We start from the raw sequence: 16,766 nt of genomic DNA, 5'->3' as shown, positions 1-16,766 counted from the left end.
CGACCACGACCCTCATCTCCTGGATCGAATGCCATGAACCAAGCGCTCAAGTCCCTCGTCGACGAGATCTTCCAGCTCACCGAGAAGTACAACAAGGTACTCGGCGTCCACGAGGTGCAGACCATGAATGCGCCGGCCACCCCGGCCGAGATCGATGCCCTGGAGGCGCATCTCGGCACGAAGCTGCCGCCGTCCTACCGCGACCTGCTGGAAATCTGCAATGGATGGACCGGCTTCTTCTCGGACATGGACCTGCTCTCGGTGCAGCAGCAGATGGAAGGCGAGTACGCACGGTACGTCCACCAATGGAAGGGCGAGCAATGGGCCGAGGGCGAGCCCGTACCGGTCGAAGCCATCGTCTTCGCGATTGCGCTGAACACCAATCATGCCCTGCTGTTCGACACCAACACGGTCAAGAAGAACGGCGAGATGAAGGCGGTCTGGTGGGACGATGGCGAGCTGACGCGCTACGACGGACTGGTCAAGTTGCTGGAAGCGCAACGAGATCGCCTGAAGCGGCTCATCCGGCGCAAGCGCTAGCAGCGGCAGCGTACTTCGTGTCCGTCCTCGTCAATCAAACCGGCTTCCAGGGAGAAATGCTGCCCGCGCAGGATGCGGACGGTCGCTTCCGGCTGGTGGTCGTCATCAAGGCCACCTGCCTGGTGGACCTGCAAGGCAACGTGAGCTTGGCGCCCGAGCAGGACGCCGTGACGCTCGCGGATGTCTTCCTGGGGGAGCCGGGCCGCTCCAGTGTCGTCGCCGCCTCCGATGCGGCGCTGTACAAGGCGGCCACCGATATCGGCCTGGTCGGCCACGCGCACGCGATGGCCGGCACCGCGGCCACGCGGATGCCGGTGACATTGACGGTGGGCCCGGTGCGCAAGCGCCTGCTGGTGATCGGCGATCGCGTCTGGGAACGCGGCCTGGGCGGCCTGTCGATCTCCGAGGCCCAGCCGTTCACGCGCATGCCGCTGGTCTACGAGCGCGCGTTCGGCGGCAGCGCGGAAGAGACCGAGGAGGAACGTAACCCAGCGGGTGTCGGATTCCATGTCGACGCGCCGGACAGTGGGTCGCCGTTGCCAAACATCGAGGATCCGTCGCACCTGATCTCGAGCTGGTCCGATCGGCCGGCGCCACAAGGCTTCGGGTTCGTGCCCGGCAACTGGCAACCGCGCAAGTCCTTCGTCGGGACCTATGACGAGGCATGGAAGGAGGAGCAGTTTCCCCTTCCGCCGCATGATTTCGACCATCGGTATTTCCAGGCATCGCATCCGGACCTTCGATGTTCGCCCTACCTCCAGGGCGACGAAGCCGTCGAGCTGGTGGGTGTCTCGCCGCATGGCCCGCTGCGCTTCTCGCTGCCGGGCAAGGCCCTGGCCTTGAGCGTGCAGTTCCGCATCGGCGAGCCGCAGCGCAGGCTGGCGGCGCTCGACACGCTCACCTTCATGCCGGACGACAACAAGTTCCACATGGTGTGGCGACACCCCATTCAATGCCCGGCCAAGATCCTCGATGTCGAGACGGTCACGGCCTTCCCGATCCGCCTTTCCACCTTGCAAAGGTTGTCGCATGCGCCCCGGTGACCTCGCATTCGCGCCGCAACTGGCGCTCACCGGCTTCGGGCTCGTGAGCGCGCTGGGAGACGATGCGCACGGCGCCGCCGCATCGCTGGAGTGCGGCATCTCGGAAATGCATGTGCTGCGCATTCCGGATCGCGGTGGCAACGAACTGGTCGGTTGCCCGGCGATCGACGTCGATCCCAGGCACGGCCATGTGCGGCGCCTCTGGGATTTCGCGTTCCGTGCTGCGAAGGAGGCGCTCGACCAAGCGCATCTGGACCCGGCGCTCGGTCCGCTGGAGTGCCACATCTTCTGGACGCAGCCTTCACGAGACCGTGAAGGCTACCGGCTGGAACCGCAGGGACCGTACTTCGTAGAGTTCCTGCGGCAACTGTCGCTGCCATCGGCCCATGTCATCTGCCATGAGGTGTTCGCGGGGCCGGCGGGCGCCATGGCGGCTCTGGCCATGGCCGGCCAGGTGCTGTCCAGACGCGAGCGGGCCATCTGCCTCGTCGGGGGCGCCGACACCTTGATCCAGTTGCGCGTGCTGCGCTGGCTGCAACGCTGCGACCGCCTGAAGACCGAGCTGCAGGTGGACGGCCTGATCCCGGGCGAGGCTGCGGCGTTCCTCGTGGTGGAGTCGCCGCCGGGCGCTGTCCAGCGCGGTGCGCCGACCCTGTGCCACATCGAGCGTCACAGCTTCCAGGGGACCGAGCCGCAGGATGCGCCGCCGGACCATTCCCGCGCCGTGGCGTTGTCGAAGGCATTGCGCGCGGTGCTGCCACCCGGGCCTTCAGGCTACGACAGCACCATCGGCAGGATCTACTGCGACCTGAACGGCGAAAACATCCGCGCGCTGGAGTGGGGCTTGGCCAGCATCCGCGTGCTCGATGCAAGGGGCATGGCGCCCGAACTCATGCACCCGGCGGACTGCCTCGGCGATGTCGGGGCCGTGTCCGCGGCCATGAACATCGGGCTCGGTGCCTTCTGGCTGAGGGACGCGCCTCCCGAGACAAGATTCATGGTCGTCGCATCGAGCGAATCGGGCGAGCGTGCCGCGCTCACCGCCGTCCGAGCGAGCAGTTGTCCCGCGCCCCAAGTCCGGTCCAAGGCGATGGTGTCCGAGGACTATCGCCGCATCCTTGGCCAGCACGTCGACGAGATGGGTTTTCTCTGGGGCCTGCGGGCCGGGCGGCTCGATGCGCCGGATTCCGGCTTGAGGGCGCTTGCGCTCCTGGACCAACGCCTGAATGCCCATGCCCGGGCCCTGTCACTGGCGGGCGATGCTGCGCGCCACTGCGTGCAGTCGGAGGAGTCGCTGGCGGCCCTGTCGAACAGCAGTGCCGGACAGATGTTCGCGACAGCGGTGCGCATGATCGAGGACGGCAACGCGGCGGGACTGGAATCGCTTTTTCCGGCGGCCGAATCCATGCCGCAACTCGGCGTCGGCCTGCGTTCGGCATTCGGCTGGGTTTCCGCCCAATACCTGCGGGGAACGGTCAGGCAACTGCTGGCGTCGAGCCATGCCGACAGGCGATGCGCCGGCATCGTCGCCAGTGCGATGCACCGGATCGATCCGCTGAAGTTCCTGGACGCGGCCCTGTCGGATGACCTTGCCGTGTTGCGCGCGCGCGGCCTGCGCACGGCGGGCGAACTGGGGCGTACCGATCTGCTCGCGGATTGCATCAAGGCCCTGGGCGACGAAGATGCTGAGTGCCGGTTTCAAGCCGCGCATTCCGCGGTGTTGCTCGGCAACCGGGGCGCCGCCATCGGCGCCCTGCGCGAATCGGCGCTGGCCGATGGGCCGCATCGACGCGCGGCGCTGCAGTGCCTGTGCAGGCTGGTGGATCCTGCCCAGGTGCGCACTCTGCTGGGTGCGGTGGCGCGCAGCGGTGTCGCCTCGCGCCTGCTGGTGCAGTGCGTCGGCGCCGCGGGCGATGTCCACTACCTTGCATGGTTGATCCGGCAAATGGAGGACGCGACGCTCGCGCGCCTCGCGGGCGAGGCCTTTCGCGACATGTGCGGGGTGGATCTCGTGGCGCTCGGACTGGATCGCAAGCCGCCCGAGGGGGAAGCCGCAGGGCCGAGCGACGATCCTGACGACGAACGCGTCGCCATGGACGAGGACGACGGCCTGCCGTGGCCCGACGCGGCAAAGGTCCAGGGGTGGTGGCAGGCCAACAGCCATCGCTTCACCGAGGGCACCCGGTACTTCATGGGCGCGCCGCCCACATCGGCGCACTGCCTGTCCATCCTGAAGACCGGCGTTCAGCGCCAGCGCAAGGCCGCAGCCCTGCATCTTTGCCTGATGAATCCCGGGACGAAACTGTTCCCCACCAGCGCGCCCGCCTGGCGCCAGCAGCGCTGGCTGGATGCCATGAGCGGCTGACCCCATGGCGGCAAAGTTCCTCCTCCCGGCCCTGGCCGCGGTGTTCCTGATCGCCGCCCTCTGGCGCATCTCGCGCGAGGGCTTCAAGCTCGGCCCGGCGAGCCGCACCTGGCTGCTCATCGCGCTGATCTTCGGCGCAGTGTCCGCCTGGCTGTGGTGGTCCAGCATGTGACTGGACCACCGTTCCCCGCGCCTGTCATCCCCTTGCGTGAGTACGTTCATCGGCCAATGACAGAGGCGGTATGGACCATCGCCGGACCTCCGCCCATAGTTACCTCGTGTGCACTTACTTCCGCACGAAGGGATGGACGCAGTGGCCGCCGAATTTCAGATCAGGAGCGAATCGCCTGTCGCATCGGACTTGATGTTCTGGAGCATCGCTGGGCATGAAGGGCTCTCGCGTGCCTCCTTCTACGAACTCACGGTGCTGTCCGAGAGCGGCGCCATCACCGCCAAGGACATCCTCGGCCATGCCTTCGACATCGTCATCCAGTTCCAGGACAGCGAGGGCACGGCCCATGAGCGCCATTGCCAGGGCCATGCGACGCGCTTCATCCGGCTGAACAGCGTCGGGCGCCATTTCGAATACCGCATCACGCTGCGCTCCTGGTTCTGGCTGCTCACCAAGCGCACGAACTCGCGCATCCTCCAAGACAAGGAGGTGCTCGCCGTGATGGAGGATGTGCTCGAGGACAGCCCCATCAAGCGCCTGAAGAAGCTCAAGTCCAAGGACGTGATCGGCGCGCACAAGCCGCACACCTATTGTGTTCAGTACCAGGAGAGCGACCATGCCTTCCTGTCGCGCCTGCTGGAGGAAGAGGGCATCTACTACTGGTTCGACGCCCACGATGCGCCGGGCACCATGCACCTGTCCGACGCGATCGACCTCGCGCACGACAAGCTGCCGGCCGCGGACACCCTGCAATTCGATCCGCACGGCAGCAGCGAATCGCGCTTCAACGAGGTCACGCGCTTTGCCAGCATGCGGCAGTTCGACACCGGCAAGTTCGCCTCGCGCGACAACGACTTCACCGTCGTCAGCAAGGAGCTCAGCGCGGACAAGGGCGACCCTGACGCGCACGAACTGGCCGATCTGGAGGCCTTCGAGTTTCCCGGCGGCTACATCGACGGCGACGACACCGACAGCATCGCCACCGTGCGCGTCGACGAACTGGTCGGCCGCCGCCAGCGGCACTGGGCCTTCACCCATTGGCCCGACGTGGCCGTCGGCAAGCGCTTCGAATACAAGGGCAATGGCGATGGCTCGAACGACGGCGAATACGTCATCGCCGGCTGCACCTTCGTGGCCAGTCACCCGGGCTACGAGGGGCTCCATCCAACCGATGCCACACGTTCGCTGGTGGCCGTGCTGCAATGCGCGCTGGACGACGATGCCGTCAATGCAGATTCGCGCCGCGCCTTCGAGGACCTGATCGACGAACTGCCGGAACTGCGCACAGGCATCCAGGGGAGCAGTGCGTTCCTGCTCACGCTGCTGCCCATCGACATGCACTGGCGCCCGCCGCGCCTGACGCCGCGCGCACGCATGCCCGGCCCGCAATGCGCGATCGTGGTGGGCAAGTCCGGCGAGGAGATCTGGACCGACAAGTACGGCCGCGTGAAGGTGCAGTTCCACTGGGACCGCTACGGCAAGCGCGATGAGAACAGCTCCTGCTGGATCCGCGTGTCGCAGCCGTGGGCCGGCAAGGGTTGGGGCTCGGTCAGCATCCCGCGCATCGGGCAGGAGGTGATCGTCGACTTCCTGGAGGGCGACCCGGACCAGCCCATCATCGTCGGGCGCTTCTACAACGGCGAGAGCATGCCGCCGTACTCGCTGCCCGGTGATGCGGTGGTGAGCGGCCTGAAGACCAACACGCACAAGGGCAAGGGCTACAACGAGATGTCGATGAACGACACCGCGGGCAAGGAACAGATCGTCGTCCATGCCCAGTACGACCTGAACACCACCGTGAAGCACGACGAGAAGCACATCGTCGAGACCGGCAACCGCACCATCGAGGTCCGGACCGGCACGCACACCGAGACCATCAAGGGAAACACCGCCATCAAGATCTCGACCGGCACCTACGACCACAACGTGGCCACCGGCACCGCGCACTACCACGTGAAGGCGGCGCTCACCGAGGACTACGACACCTCGCAGACGACCACCGTCAAGGGCCCGGTCTACATCCATGCCACGGAGAGCATCCAGCTGCACACGGGTTCCAGCAACCTGTGGATGGCCAAGGACGGGACCATCACGCTGAAGGGCGTGAACATCACGATCGACGGCTCCAGCACCGTCACGATCCTCAGCAAGAAGATCACGGAAATCGGCGATGCAGAGCTCAAGGGCTCGGCCCCCAACGTGGTCTTCAGCGGCGGCACCCAGGCTCAGCTCGGCGTGGGCAACCAGCAGGTGACCTGCGACAAGGCCAAGGTGAACGTCTCGGGCGCGGCCATCAATGCGTCGGCGGTCGGCATGCACGAGATCACCGGCGCGGTGGTGAAGATCAATTGATGAGCGACTGCCATGAGAAAGCTGCTCGCGAGCGTCTCGTCCCGCCTCGGCGACTTCATCGCACAGCGCGATGACGTGGCGCTGGTGCTGAGCGCCACCGAGGCCGACGCGCTGCCGCTGCTGACGATGCTCGACGGCATCGAGGCCGAGCGTGGCGCCGACTTCTTCTGGACCTTCACCGATGCCTTCGTCGACGGCGTGTCCTATGCCGAGGCGATCCACAACGCGTTCGCGGCGAAGCATGGCGCGGTCCGCCTGTTGATGGAGAAGGAGGGCATGACGCCCTGGCCACCCATGCCGGCCGTCGTCGAATCTGCGGACACTGTGCCGGCATTGCGCCTGCGCGAGCTCGCGAAGTTCTGCCGCGCGCTGTTGCCGGTGCCGGATGGTGCGCTGGCGGTCCTCAGCTTCTTCCCGCTGAAGATCGACGATGGCTTGGCCTACGCCAACCTGATGAGCGAAGTGATCGCGCACCGCTTCCCGCTGCCCTGGTGCCACCACCTTCGCTTCATCCTTCGCGACGACCCCGCCGCCCCGGAACTGTCCAACGCGCTGGGCGGCGCACCGCGGGTGCAGCACTTCGCGCCCGACCTGAGCGTGCAGGCCCTCAGCCAAAGCATCGAGGACGAGGCTGCCGACGAAACGCTGCCGCTGCCGGAACGCATGTCCTCCCTGCTGGTGTCCGCCGGCAACGACCTCGCATTCGGCCGCCATCCAATGGCGCTGGAAAAGTACGCGCTGCTCTTCCGCTACCACGGCGCCATGAACAGCTACGCCATGGCCGCGCTGGCCATGCTTGGCATGGGTCAGGTCTACGAGCGCATGGGCGAGACCTCGATGGCCAACGATGCCTACCAGGCCGCGCTCATTCCCGCGAGCCAGGGCAGCTACCCGTCGATCCAGGTGCTGCTGAACGTCGTCCTGAGCCTGGCCAACCTGCGCACCGAGCACCAGCAGTGGGACGAGGCCGAAGGCTACTGGGACGTGACGCAGCAACTGGCGGTGCTGTCGCGCGACGGCCCGCTGAAGGCGCGAGCGCTGCTGCAGCGCGGCTATGCCCAGGAGCAGCAAGGCAAGCTCGCGGAAGCCGAGCAGAGCTGGTTCGCGGGAACGGTGATCGCCGCGCAGCTCGAGGAGACCGACCTGTGCGGCGACTGCCTGGAGCGCCTGCGCGGCGTGTACGTGGCGCAAGGCCAGGACGACAAGGCACTGGCGATTGATCCCTATCTGGCGGCGCTGGGCCGCGATGCAGGGACGCCGGAGCCTGCGGGGGACCACGATCATGGGCATGGGTGACGGCTCGTTCGGCAATCTCGGCCTCGCCGTCAGTCAGCATGCGAGCGGCGTGACGGGCGACCAGACGTCGCCCTGGGCACGCGCCGCTGGCACGCCGGGCGAAGTCATGGGCGTCGGCACGCGCTGGGCACATTCGCTGGGCCAGACCCGCGACGCCTGGGCCAACCTCACCAGCCCGAGCAAGCCGGGCGGCCCGCCGCCCACGGGCGGACAGGTGGCCGCGCGAACGCTGCGGGCAACGCAGCAGACCGTGGGTGCGCTGCTGGGTGCATTCAACATGGGCAAGGACATGTTGGACGTGGGCTTTGCCAACCTCACGGCGCCCCTTGCGGCCATCTTTCCGAGCCTGCCCGCGGCAACGCTGCTGTCACCCTACCTCGGCACGCCGCACTGCCACCCGACCCATCCGCCCAGCGGCCCGCCACCCATTCCTCCAACGCCGCTCCCGAGCCTTGGGATGGTCACGCTGGGGGTGACGCCGCGTGTGCTCATCAACTACCTTCCGGCAGCCCGCGTGGAGGACATCGGCCTGGCGCCGACCTGCTGCGGCATCCCGCCCGCGTGGTTCAAGATCAAGACCGGTTCGTCCAACGTGTTCATCGGCGGCATGCGCGCGGCACGCATCGGCGACATCTGCCAGGCCTGCAAGAACATACCGGAGGCGCCCAGCATCCCCGCAGGCAGGGCACTGGCGGCGATCGGCAAGGCGGCCGGCGCCGTCAGCAAGGCGGTGGCCGTCGGTGGCTACGTCGCGGGCGGCCTGGGCATGGCCGCCGACATCGCCGAGGCGGCGGTGGAAGACGACGCCGCAATGGCTTCGGCGAAGGCCTTGTCGGCCGCGATGGCGGCTGCCCAGATGGCGGCGGATGCCGCAAAGATGGCGGTCGAGGCCACCATGTGGAAGGACCCGACGCTCCCGCCGACAGGAAGCATCGGCGCCATCATCGATCCCAGCCATGCCACCGTGCTCATCGGCGGATTCCCGATGATCAACATCCCCAATCCGGCCGATGCGCTGCTCAATCGGCTGAAGCGCTACAAGGCGCAGTCTCCCGCCGAGAGCGAGAAAGTGGGGCCCAAGGCATGTCCGTAGCGCATTGCCCCGTCGGATGGCGCCATGCCGCGCAGGCGGTGGGCGATCCGGTGGACGTCATCACCGGCGCCAACTTCGACCAGACACTGGATTTCCGGCTCACCGGCCCGCTGGAGTTCTGGTGGCAGCGTCTCTACGACAGTTCGCAATGCCATCGCCGCGGCGCCATGGGTTGGGGCCATACGCATGACTTCGACAGGAGGCTGCGCCTGGATGCGGACGGCATCAGCTACATCGCGCCTTTCGGGCGAATCCACGGCTTTCCGCCTCTGACCGAAGACGGCGCGGAATGCAAGGCGCACGGCTTCGTGCTGCGTCGCGTGTCGATCCGCATCTACCACCTGTTTCATCACGGGCAGCCGGCGATGGAATTCCGTTTCCATCATCCGGCAGAGCCCGCCCGGCTCGCGCGCCTGTTCCAGCGCCAGCACCAGATCGAGTTCCGCTACAACGTGGAGAACGGACTCGAACACGTCAACGACTCCGCAGGTCGGCGAATCGTCGTCTTTGAAACGCCGGAAGGCCGGATCGACGGACTGATCCTTCAGAAAAAAGACGGCTCGCAGGAGCTGCTGGTTGCCTACCGGTACGACGAGCGCGGGAACCTGGTCGCCACGCGCAACGGGGCCGGCCATGGCTACGCCTTCCACTACGACGACCAGAACCGGATGGTCCGGCGCGTGGGGCGCACAGGCTTCAGCTTCCACTTTGCCTACGATCAACGCGGCCGATGCATCAAGGCGGTGGGCGATCAACGGGTCGACGGCGTGGCCCTCCACTACGACGATCAACAGCACGTGACCCGCGTGACGCGCGCTGATCTCGGCATCTGGACCTATTCCTTCGATGACGCGGGCCTGACCCGGATCGTCGACCCCTTGGGCGGCACCCAGAGCTTCGTGCGGGACAAGGCCGGACGGATTGCGCAGGAGGTGGATGCCAATGGCAACGTCACGCGCTACATCTTCGACGCGGCCGGTGCGCCGATTGCGAAGATCAACGCCAGGCGCCAACGCATCGCATTGCCGGAAGGGCCGAACTCGCCGGACCCGGACTTCCATCGTGTCGCCAGCAACGCCGCGGAATATGCGTTCGGCAAGCTCTTGAACACACGGCGAATCACGCTCGCCAGCGAAGCCTCGGTACGGGCCTTGCCGCTGCCTCCGGAAGTCCTGGACCTGGTTCTCTGTCAACGGGAACCGCTGCGGCGTGACGAGCTCGAAGCGCAATTCGACGTCCGCCCGCTGGGCGGGCTGTGGTGGCCTGAACCGAAGGCGGGCAGGGTGTTCAACGTGCTGGGCAAGCTCACCGCGCAATTCGGCGACGCGGGGGCGCGACGGGAGTGGCGCTACGACGCTTCAGGCAACCTCGCGCAGTTCAAGGACTTCGATGGCGCGTCCTGGGCACAGGAGTGCGGCCTTTGGCATTTCAAGACGGCGCTCACGAATCCGATGGGCGCGAAGGTGCGGTTTACCTATACCTCGGGCGGGAAGGTCGCGACCTGCACGGACGCTGGAGGTTCCACCAGCGAGTATTCCTACGACTTGAAAGACAAGCTGATCGAAGTCCGGCGGCATGGCGTGGTGCGCGAGACCTACGTTCGTGACGCCGTCGGCAACCTGCTGGAAAAGCATGACGGCGACGGCAATCCGTTGCTCAAGATCGAGATCGGGGCGGCCAACCTTCGGAGCAAGCGCACCCTTGCATCGGGCGACGAGCACAGTTTCGAGTACGACCTTTTCGGGCGCAAGGTGGTCGCCGCAACGAAGAAGGATCGAGCCGAGTTCAAGTACGACGTGCTCGGTGACTGCGTGCTGGACAAGCGCAACGGGCTTGGCGTGGAGCTGGCAGACAGGGAATGGGGAAAGTTCACGCAATCGCTCCTGTTCGGGCGCTTCCCGGTTCGCCGCGAGCAGCACGGAAAAACCGCATGGACGGTCGTTGACCCGATGAAAGGCCGGCACGAGTTTCGATTCCGCGAAGGCGGCCTCGTGACTCAGAAGCTCTGCAACGGCAGCCAGGAGACTTCGCAGTTCGACAACATGGGACGCTGCCTCTTCAAGTACGCCCAGCGCAGGAACGGACAGGCATGGCGCCGCCGGTATGGCTGGTCGGCGGAGGGAGAACTCCGGCACGTCGAAGACAGCCGCCTCGGCGAGATCCGCCATGAGTACGACCGCGCCCATCGCTTGAGAAGGCGAATCGCAGCGGGGCGCGTCGAGGAATACCAGATGGACCTGGCGGACAACCTGCTGGTCCAGCCCGGCTTGAACGGCGTGGTGCTCCGCGACGGCAATCGACTCGTGGCCGCCAATGGATGCGCCTTCTCCTATAGCCACAGGAATCACATCGAATCCAGGAGGACGCTCGATGGCGAAATCCACTACACCTATGACAGCCGTGATCTCCTGACGGGCGTGGAGACGCCGGATGGCAACTGGCTCGCCGAGTACGACGCGCTCGGCAGGCGCACCCGCAAGGTCTGGAAGGATCGATCGACCGAGTTCTACTGGAATACCGACCAGTTGATCGCGGAAGTCGGGCCGACCGGCAAATTGCGCATCTACCTCTATGCGGATTCCCTGGCCCTGTGTCCTTTTGCATTCCTGGACTACGAATCGATCGACGCCGATACCGCATCAGGGCGACGCTACCTGCTGTTCTCCGACCAGATCGGAGCGTGCCGCCTGATCGAGGACGATGCCGGCGATGAAGTCTGGCGTGCGCTCGTCTCACCCTTCGGCTCGACGGAAACCCAGTGCGAAAAGATCGAATTCAACCTGCGATTCCCCGGGCACTACTTCGATGCTGAAACCGGCCTGAACTACAACCGGTTCCGCTACTACGACGCCCGACTGGGCCGGTATCTGCAGAGCGATCCGTGGGGCCTCAAGGGTGGGTTCAATCTCTATGCGTATCGGACCAATCCGCTGCTCGTCGCGGACGTCCGGGGCCTGGGCGAGGAAACCGAGGACGGATTCCACTGTCCCGAAGAGGATGCCGAGAACATGTGGGAGGCCATGATGACGGCACCGCATGACGACGAGGGTCTTCCTTCGCATCTCCAGGAGCAGGCCGACCAGTCGCAGATCAATTTTGCAAAGGCCACGGAAATGGCGCAGGGCCTGGAGGGGAGCAATTGCGGCAAGACCATCTGCGTGGCGGGTGACCAGAGTTTCGGCAGCGGCACCAATCGCGTGGCAGGCCAGGACCATGTGCCGTCCGGCGACGTCAAGGTCGCGCACGGCAGCGACTTTGCGCCCGCCAATCCGGCCTTCATGGACCGGGGCGACCCCGGAAGCTACAACTCATGCCACGGGGAAATGCAAGGCGCGACGACGGGTGAGCCCATGGGCGTGTCGAAGGCGCCCTGCGACTCTTGTCGCGAAGGGCTGCAGCAGTTCGCCAACAACTCGGGGCAACCCGTGGTCATCACCAGCCCGGATGGAACGCACATCTACTATCCGAACCAGGGCGAGCCGGAGTGAAATCCAATGGAATCCGGCATGGCACCCTCGCAGGAACTTGCAGTGGCCATTCAGGTCGCCCGCCATGCGCTCGGTCAGGATCGCAATGGCGAACTCCGACTGCCAGAAAGAAAGGCCATCTGGGCGGCCATGGGGCCGACAGTTGTCGAAAACGGCAAGCCTGTGCTGGCCTTGGGTTCGAGGCGCAGGCTGAGGCTGGCGATATTGACGGCCGAGCATGTATTGCCTGTCTGGGCGAAGGACTTTCCCGCCAACCAGGAGCCGCAGCACATGCTGGCCGTCGCCGAGAAATGGTTGGCTGGCCATGCGGACTTCCAGGCCGCCTGGATGCTGAGGAATTCATTCTGGAGCGAACTCTCGAACATCCAGTCAGTGGAGGCGGCCGCCGGATTTGCGACTTGCCAGGTGCTCGCTACGGCGCTCGGCGACGAGAAGTTCACGCCGCAGTCTCTCAATGCGCCCTCGTGCGACCAGCAATTGGATCCAGATCAATGGGATGCAGGTTTTTATGCCTCCATCGCGCATGCGGGTGCTGCGCCATGGGAACAGGAAAACGCTGCAGGAAAGCGACGGGCATTCTGGCAGTGGTACCTCGCGGAGGCTGTGCCGCAGGCATGGCGTTGGTATTGATTTGAGATTGGACGGGCCGTCCCATGATCAAGTTGTATGTCGTGCTGGCAATCATCTTTGGTGCGATTGGCATCGCGGTGTGGTTTGCTTTTCTCCGGCCGGTCAACCAGCAAACGGGGTACGGCACCATCCTGAATAAAGACGCTCGGGCCGCCGACAAGTACGTGCAACATCAACCGGGCGCCTCGCGCGGATTCCGGACGCCGACGGAAATCAACATCGCAGAAAGCGACGTCCTGGAAATTGCACTGGAAGGGCGAGCCGAGCGCGTTCTCTATTCAACGAATACCGTGGCAAGCCGGGTCTTGGGCGTGGGGCAGAGGGTGCGGGTCACCTACGTCGAGCGCAGCTTCGGGCCCTTGTGGCACCGGACACAGGTTCTCGATGTGCAAGCGCTGGAACCCTGACGCGCGCCATGCGCCGGCCCGGCATACCTCTAACGGCGAGATTGCCAACCGCCTCCCTGAAATGAATACTCCCTGAGAGCTTCGCCTCTGCGAGCGCGAGGGGTGTTTGGGCGTCGCCCGGGAGCCGGTCCATGATTCAAATCGCTGTGGTCTCGCGGCAAGGCCAGCCGCCAGATCGGCCCATTTCCGCCCGCTTCGGGCCGGCGGGAGGCACCATCGGGCGGGCGGACACCAACACGCTGGTGCTCGACGATCCCGACCGCACCGTCTCGCGCGTGCATGCCCAGGTGCTCTGGCGTGAAGGCCGGTTCTTCATCGTCGATCGGGGCGCCAATCCGCTGCAAAGCAATGGCCATTCGGTCGGTGCCGGCAAGGAAGCGCCGCTGGCCGATGGCGACAAACTGGTCGTCGGAAGCTTCGTCCTGAGCGTCCAGGACACCGCCGCCGCGCAGGCCCCGGCTGCACCTCCGTCGCATTCGAGCCTGGCGCCGTCGCCTGGTGCAATCTTGCCCACCGACGACGACCCCTTTGCCGATCTGCTCGCAGGCCTGTCGCCACCCGCTGCACCCCCGCCGCCGCCAGCGGCCCGACCCGGCCGCGCTGCGCCGGTGGACCCGCTGTTCTTCCCCGATCCGATGGGCGGGAACGACCCGCTGCGCGGCCACGCGCTCGAAGCCGATCCCTTTGCCGACCTGCTGGGCTCGGCCGCTCCGCCACCCCCCGCCGGCAGTGCGAACCAGGACCTCTCCGGCCTCGGCCTGCTGCCCGGCCCCGCCAGCAACATCGATGAGCTCTTCGGCGGCCTCGGCGGCAGCGGCCCCGGCAGCGATCCGTTCGGCGAGAGCCCGCTCGGCGCGCTGCTCGTGCAACCGAACCTGTCGTCGAACGTCGATCCGCTCGCGTCCCTGCAAGCCACGCCCAAGCCGGTGGCCGCGCCGCGCAGCGACCATGTGCCGATCGGCCAGTTCGGCTACACGCCGCCCAAGGGCGTCGTCCCACCCGGCGGCGCCAGCGGTGGCTCATTGATGGACGACCTCGGCGCGAATCCCACCGTGCCCACGCCCCTGTTCGGCGACCTGATCGACGAGCCGGCCACCAGCCCGTCGGGCCGCAGGCTCCCGGTCGATGCCGACGACGATCCCTTTGCCAACCTGCTGGGGCCGCCACCCGCAGCCCCGGTCGCCAAGCCCGTCGCGCCGCCGCGCACCGCGCCCATGGCGTCACCGCCTGCCGCCACCCCGCGCGCTGCACCCACGCCCATGGCCCCGGCCGCGTCGGCAGCACCCGCCGCCGCACCCGCCTCCGACGACGTCCTGTTCGCCGCCTTCCTGCGCGGCGTCAACAGCAACCACCAGATGCCGACGGCCCTCACGCCCGAGCTCATGGAGCGCATCGGCGCGCTGCTGCGCACCGCGGCCGAGGGCACCTTGCAACTGTTGCATGCCCGCCAGGAGGTCAAGCGCGGCGTGCAGGCCGAGCTCACCATGATCGCGGCCCAGGCCAACAATCCGCTCAAGTTCTCGCCCACGGCGGAGGTCGCGCTGGCGCACCTGCTGGGCACCGGCGTGCGCGGCTTCATGAGCCCCGAGGAAGCGATGCGCGACGCCTACGACGACCTGCGCGCCCACGAGTTCGGCGTGATGGTCGGCATGCGCGCCGCGCTGGCGCACGTGCTCGCGCGCTTCACGCCCGCGGAGCTGGAAAAGAAGATCGTCTCCAAGTCCGCCTTCGACGCCTTCTTCAGCAATCGCAAGGCCAAGCTGTGGGATGAATTCGTCTCGCTTTACGGCGGCATCGCGGCAGAGGCGGAGGACGACTTCCACAGCCTGTTCGGCAAGGCCTTCGTGCAGGCCTATGACGAGCAGATGGCGCGACTGAAGGCGGGTCGCAAATAGCGCAGGTACCCACGAAAGCCACGAGGCAACAACGACAGAGAGGAGAGCGGGGTGGAAATCGAAATCGTGACCTTGTCCAAGCAGGGCGGGCGTTCGTACAACGAGGACACCTACGGCCACTGGAACGACGACCGCTACGTCATCTGCGTCGTCGCCGATGGTGCCGGCGGCCACGGTGGCGGTGACGTGGCGGCCGCCGTCGTGCGCAGCAGCGTGCTCGACACCTTCTCGCAGCGCCCGGGCCTCGACGCCGAGTTGCTGCGCAGCGTCATCGAACGCGCCAACCTCGACGTGGTGGCACGCCAGGCCGAAGGCGGCAAGTTGTCGGCGATGCGCTCGACCGTCGTGCTCGCGGCCATCGACCTGCACGAGAACACCGTGGCCATGGCCCATTGCGGCGACAGCCGCGCCTACCTGTTCCGTGGCGGCACGGTGCTGACGCGCTCGCTCGACCACAGCCTGGTCCAGCAGATGGTGGCCGGCGGCATGCTCGACGACGAGGGCGCGCGACTGCATCCGCAACGCAACATGCTGCTGTCGGCGCTCGGCTCCATCGAGAGCGCGCCCGAGATCGGTGTCTCGAGCCCGATTCCGCTCACGGTGGGCGACGTGATCCTGCTGTGCTCCGACGGCATCTGGGAACCGCTGGGCGACGCGTGCCTCAACGAGACGCTGCAGGCCTCGCGCAATCCCAGCCAATGGATCGTGCAAATCGACGAGCAGGTCAGGAGCCGCGCCAAGCCGGGCTACGACAACTACACCGCGCTGGCGCTGTGGGCGCATGCGGATGATGATGTGACGCAGATGCTGCCGTAGCAAAGGCGGCCAAGAAAAAAGCAGAAGTGCTTTCGCGACTTCTGCCTTGTGCGCCAGCTGCGGCTCCCGCCTCCATGCAACGCGGAGGCGGCAGCAAACCCGATCAATCAACCAAACGGCACGTTCTCCGCAATATTCCACGCCGCCGTCTTCTTGCCCTTGCCCGCGCCTTCCTTCGCCTGCGGGTCGTACTCGTACTTCACCTTGGCGAAGTTGAGCGTGACGTTCTCGGTCAGGCGGTCTTCGCCGCCGCTGCCGCCGGTGCTCACGCTGGTGATGATCAGGTCGCTCATCGTGATGGTGATGTATTCCAGCGGGTTGTCGCCGGCCTTGCGCACGACCAGCACGGCCTCGTCGTAGTGCGTGCCCTTGCAGCAGGCCAGGATCAGCGCGTGCGAAGCGGAGTCGGTGTACTTCGTGAAGGACAGGTCCTGGATGTTCACCTTGCCGGCGCCGCCGCCGGTACCCACGTGCGTGGTGCCGCTTTGCGACAGGCCCCAGTTCCAGGCCAGGACGTCGATTTCCTTCTTGTGCTTCGAATCGACGGATTCACCTTCGATCGCGCCTATCTTGATAAACATGTCTACGGCCATGATGCTCACCTTTCAGTTGAGAGAGTGTGGTTGGATAACGGGCTTGCTTGCTTACGTCGCCATCGGCAATCTGTTT

General features: G+C 66.1%; 13 protein-coding genes. 12 read left to right on the top strand and 1 reads right to left on the bottom strand.

Going from position 1 to position 16,766, the window contains the following annotated elements:
* Positions 1–33: 33 nt before the first annotated feature.
* From WKW79_RS25145 to WKW79_RS25090, 12 genes are all read left to right on the top strand, one after another.
* Complete coding sequence (locus WKW79_RS25145; RefSeq protein WP_340337949.1) at positions 34–540, top strand: SMI1/KNR4 family protein; 507 nt, start codon at positions 34–36, stop codon at positions 538–540.
* Between the two features lie 17 nt (positions 541–557).
* Positions 558–1,583 (top strand): DUF2169 family type VI secretion system accessory protein, encoded by a 1,026-nt coding sequence (locus WKW79_RS25140; RefSeq protein ID WP_340337948.1) that lies wholly within the window; start codon positions 558–560, stop codon positions 1,581–1,583.
* Entirely contained in the window at positions 1,570–3,948 is a 2,379-nt protein-coding gene (locus WKW79_RS25135; RefSeq protein ID WP_340337947.1) for a TIGR02270 family protein, read from the top strand. The genes WKW79_RS25140 and WKW79_RS25135 overlap by 14 nt, the downstream gene beginning before the upstream one ends.
* 4 nt (positions 3,949–3,952) lie before the next feature.
* Positions 3,953–4,120 (top strand): hypothetical protein, encoded by a 168-nt coding sequence (locus WKW79_RS25130; RefSeq protein ID WP_340337946.1) that lies wholly within the window; start codon positions 3,953–3,955, stop codon positions 4,118–4,120.
* Positions 4,121–4,261: 141 nt separating this feature from the next.
* Positions 4,262–6,472, top strand: a complete 2,211-nt coding sequence (locus WKW79_RS25125) for a type VI secretion system Vgr family protein (protein WP_340337945.1) — start codon at positions 4,262–4,264, stop codon at positions 6,470–6,472.
* Between the two features lie 12 nt (positions 6,473–6,484).
* Positions 6,485–7,768 (top strand): tetratricopeptide repeat protein, encoded by a 1,284-nt coding sequence (locus tag WKW79_RS25120; RefSeq protein WP_340337944.1) that lies wholly within the window; start codon positions 6,485–6,487, stop codon positions 7,766–7,768.
* Entirely contained in the window at positions 7,761–8,861 is a 1,101-nt protein-coding gene (locus WKW79_RS25115; RefSeq protein ID WP_340337943.1) for a PAAR domain-containing protein, read from the top strand. Before WKW79_RS25120 ends, WKW79_RS25115 begins: the two co-directional genes overlap by 8 nt.
* On the top strand, positions 8,852–12,349 hold the full coding sequence (locus WKW79_RS25110) for an RHS repeat-associated core domain-containing protein (protein WP_340337942.1): 3,498 nt from the start codon (positions 8,852–8,854) through the stop codon (positions 12,347–12,349). Before WKW79_RS25115 ends, WKW79_RS25110 begins: the two co-directional genes overlap by 10 nt.
* 6 nt (positions 12,350–12,355) lie before the next feature.
* Positions 12,356–12,979, top strand: a complete 624-nt coding sequence (locus tag WKW79_RS25105; RefSeq protein WP_340337941.1) for an Imm5 family immunity protein — start codon at positions 12,356–12,358, stop codon at positions 12,977–12,979.
* 23 nt (positions 12,980–13,002) lie between these two features.
* A complete protein-coding gene (locus WKW79_RS25100) occupies positions 13,003–13,386 on the top strand; it encodes a hypothetical protein (RefSeq protein ID WP_340337940.1) in 384 nt (127 codons plus the stop codon).
* A gap of 131 nt (positions 13,387–13,517) precedes the next feature.
* On the top strand, positions 13,518–15,281 hold the full coding sequence (gene tagH, locus WKW79_RS25095; RefSeq protein WP_340337939.1) for a type VI secretion system-associated FHA domain protein TagH: 1,764 nt from the start codon (positions 13,518–13,520) through the stop codon (positions 15,279–15,281).
* Between the two features lie 51 nt (positions 15,282–15,332).
* Positions 15,333–16,097, top strand: a complete 765-nt coding sequence (locus tag WKW79_RS25090; protein ID WP_340337938.1) for a PP2C family protein-serine/threonine phosphatase — start codon at positions 15,333–15,335, stop codon at positions 16,095–16,097.
* A gap of 107 nt (positions 16,098–16,204) precedes the next feature.
* Here WKW79_RS25090 and WKW79_RS25085 read toward each other — a convergent pair whose 3' ends face one another.
* On the bottom strand, positions 16,205–16,690 hold the full coding sequence (locus tag WKW79_RS25085; protein ID WP_340337937.1) for an Hcp family type VI secretion system effector: 486 nt from the start codon (positions 16,688–16,690) through the stop codon (positions 16,205–16,207).
* Positions 16,691–16,766: the final 76 nt, after the last annotated feature.

It is taken from the genome of Variovorax robiniae (assembly GCF_037889955.1).
Classification (GTDB): domain Bacteria; phylum Pseudomonadota; class Gammaproteobacteria; order Burkholderiales; family Burkholderiaceae_C; genus Variovorax; species Variovorax robiniae.
Note: the sequence above shows the minus strand (reverse complement) of the source record. Positions and strands in the feature narration are given on the sequence as shown.

Bases quoted from the DNA above. Each gene is read 5' to 3' on its own strand.
- WKW79_RS25105 (WP_340337941.1), top strand. From the start codon at position 12,356: ATGGAATCCGGCATGGCACCCTCGCAGGAACTTGCAGTGGCCATTCAG.
- WKW79_RS25110 (WP_340337942.1), top strand. From the start codon at position 8,852: ATGTCCGTAGCGCATTGCCCCGTCGGATGGCGCCATGCCGCGCAGGCG.
- WKW79_RS25120 (WP_340337944.1), top strand. From the start codon at position 6,485: ATGAGAAAGCTGCTCGCGAGCGTCTCGTCCCGCCTCGGCGACTTCATC.
- WKW79_RS25145 (WP_340337949.1), top strand. From the start codon at position 34: ATGAACCAAGCGCTCAAGTCCCTCGTCGACGAGATCTTCCAGCTCACC.
- WKW79_RS25135 (WP_340337947.1), top strand. From the start codon at position 1,570: ATGCGCCCCGGTGACCTCGCATTCGCGCCGCAACTGGCGCTCACCGGC.
- WKW79_RS25115 (WP_340337943.1), top strand. From the start codon at position 7,761: ATGGGTGACGGCTCGTTCGGCAATCTCGGCCTCGCCGTCAGTCAGCAT.
- WKW79_RS25100 (WP_340337940.1), top strand. From the start codon at position 13,003: ATGATCAAGTTGTATGTCGTGCTGGCAATCATCTTTGGTGCGATTGGC.
- WKW79_RS25130 (WP_340337946.1), top strand. From the start codon at position 3,953: ATGGCGGCAAAGTTCCTCCTCCCGGCCCTGGCCGCGGTGTTCCTGATC.
- WKW79_RS25085 (WP_340337937.1), bottom strand. From the start codon at position 16,690: ATGGCCGTAGACATGTTTATCAAGATAGGCGCGATCGAAGGTGAATCC.
- tagH (WP_340337939.1), top strand. From the start codon at position 13,518: ATGATTCAAATCGCTGTGGTCTCGCGGCAAGGCCAGCCGCCAGATCGG.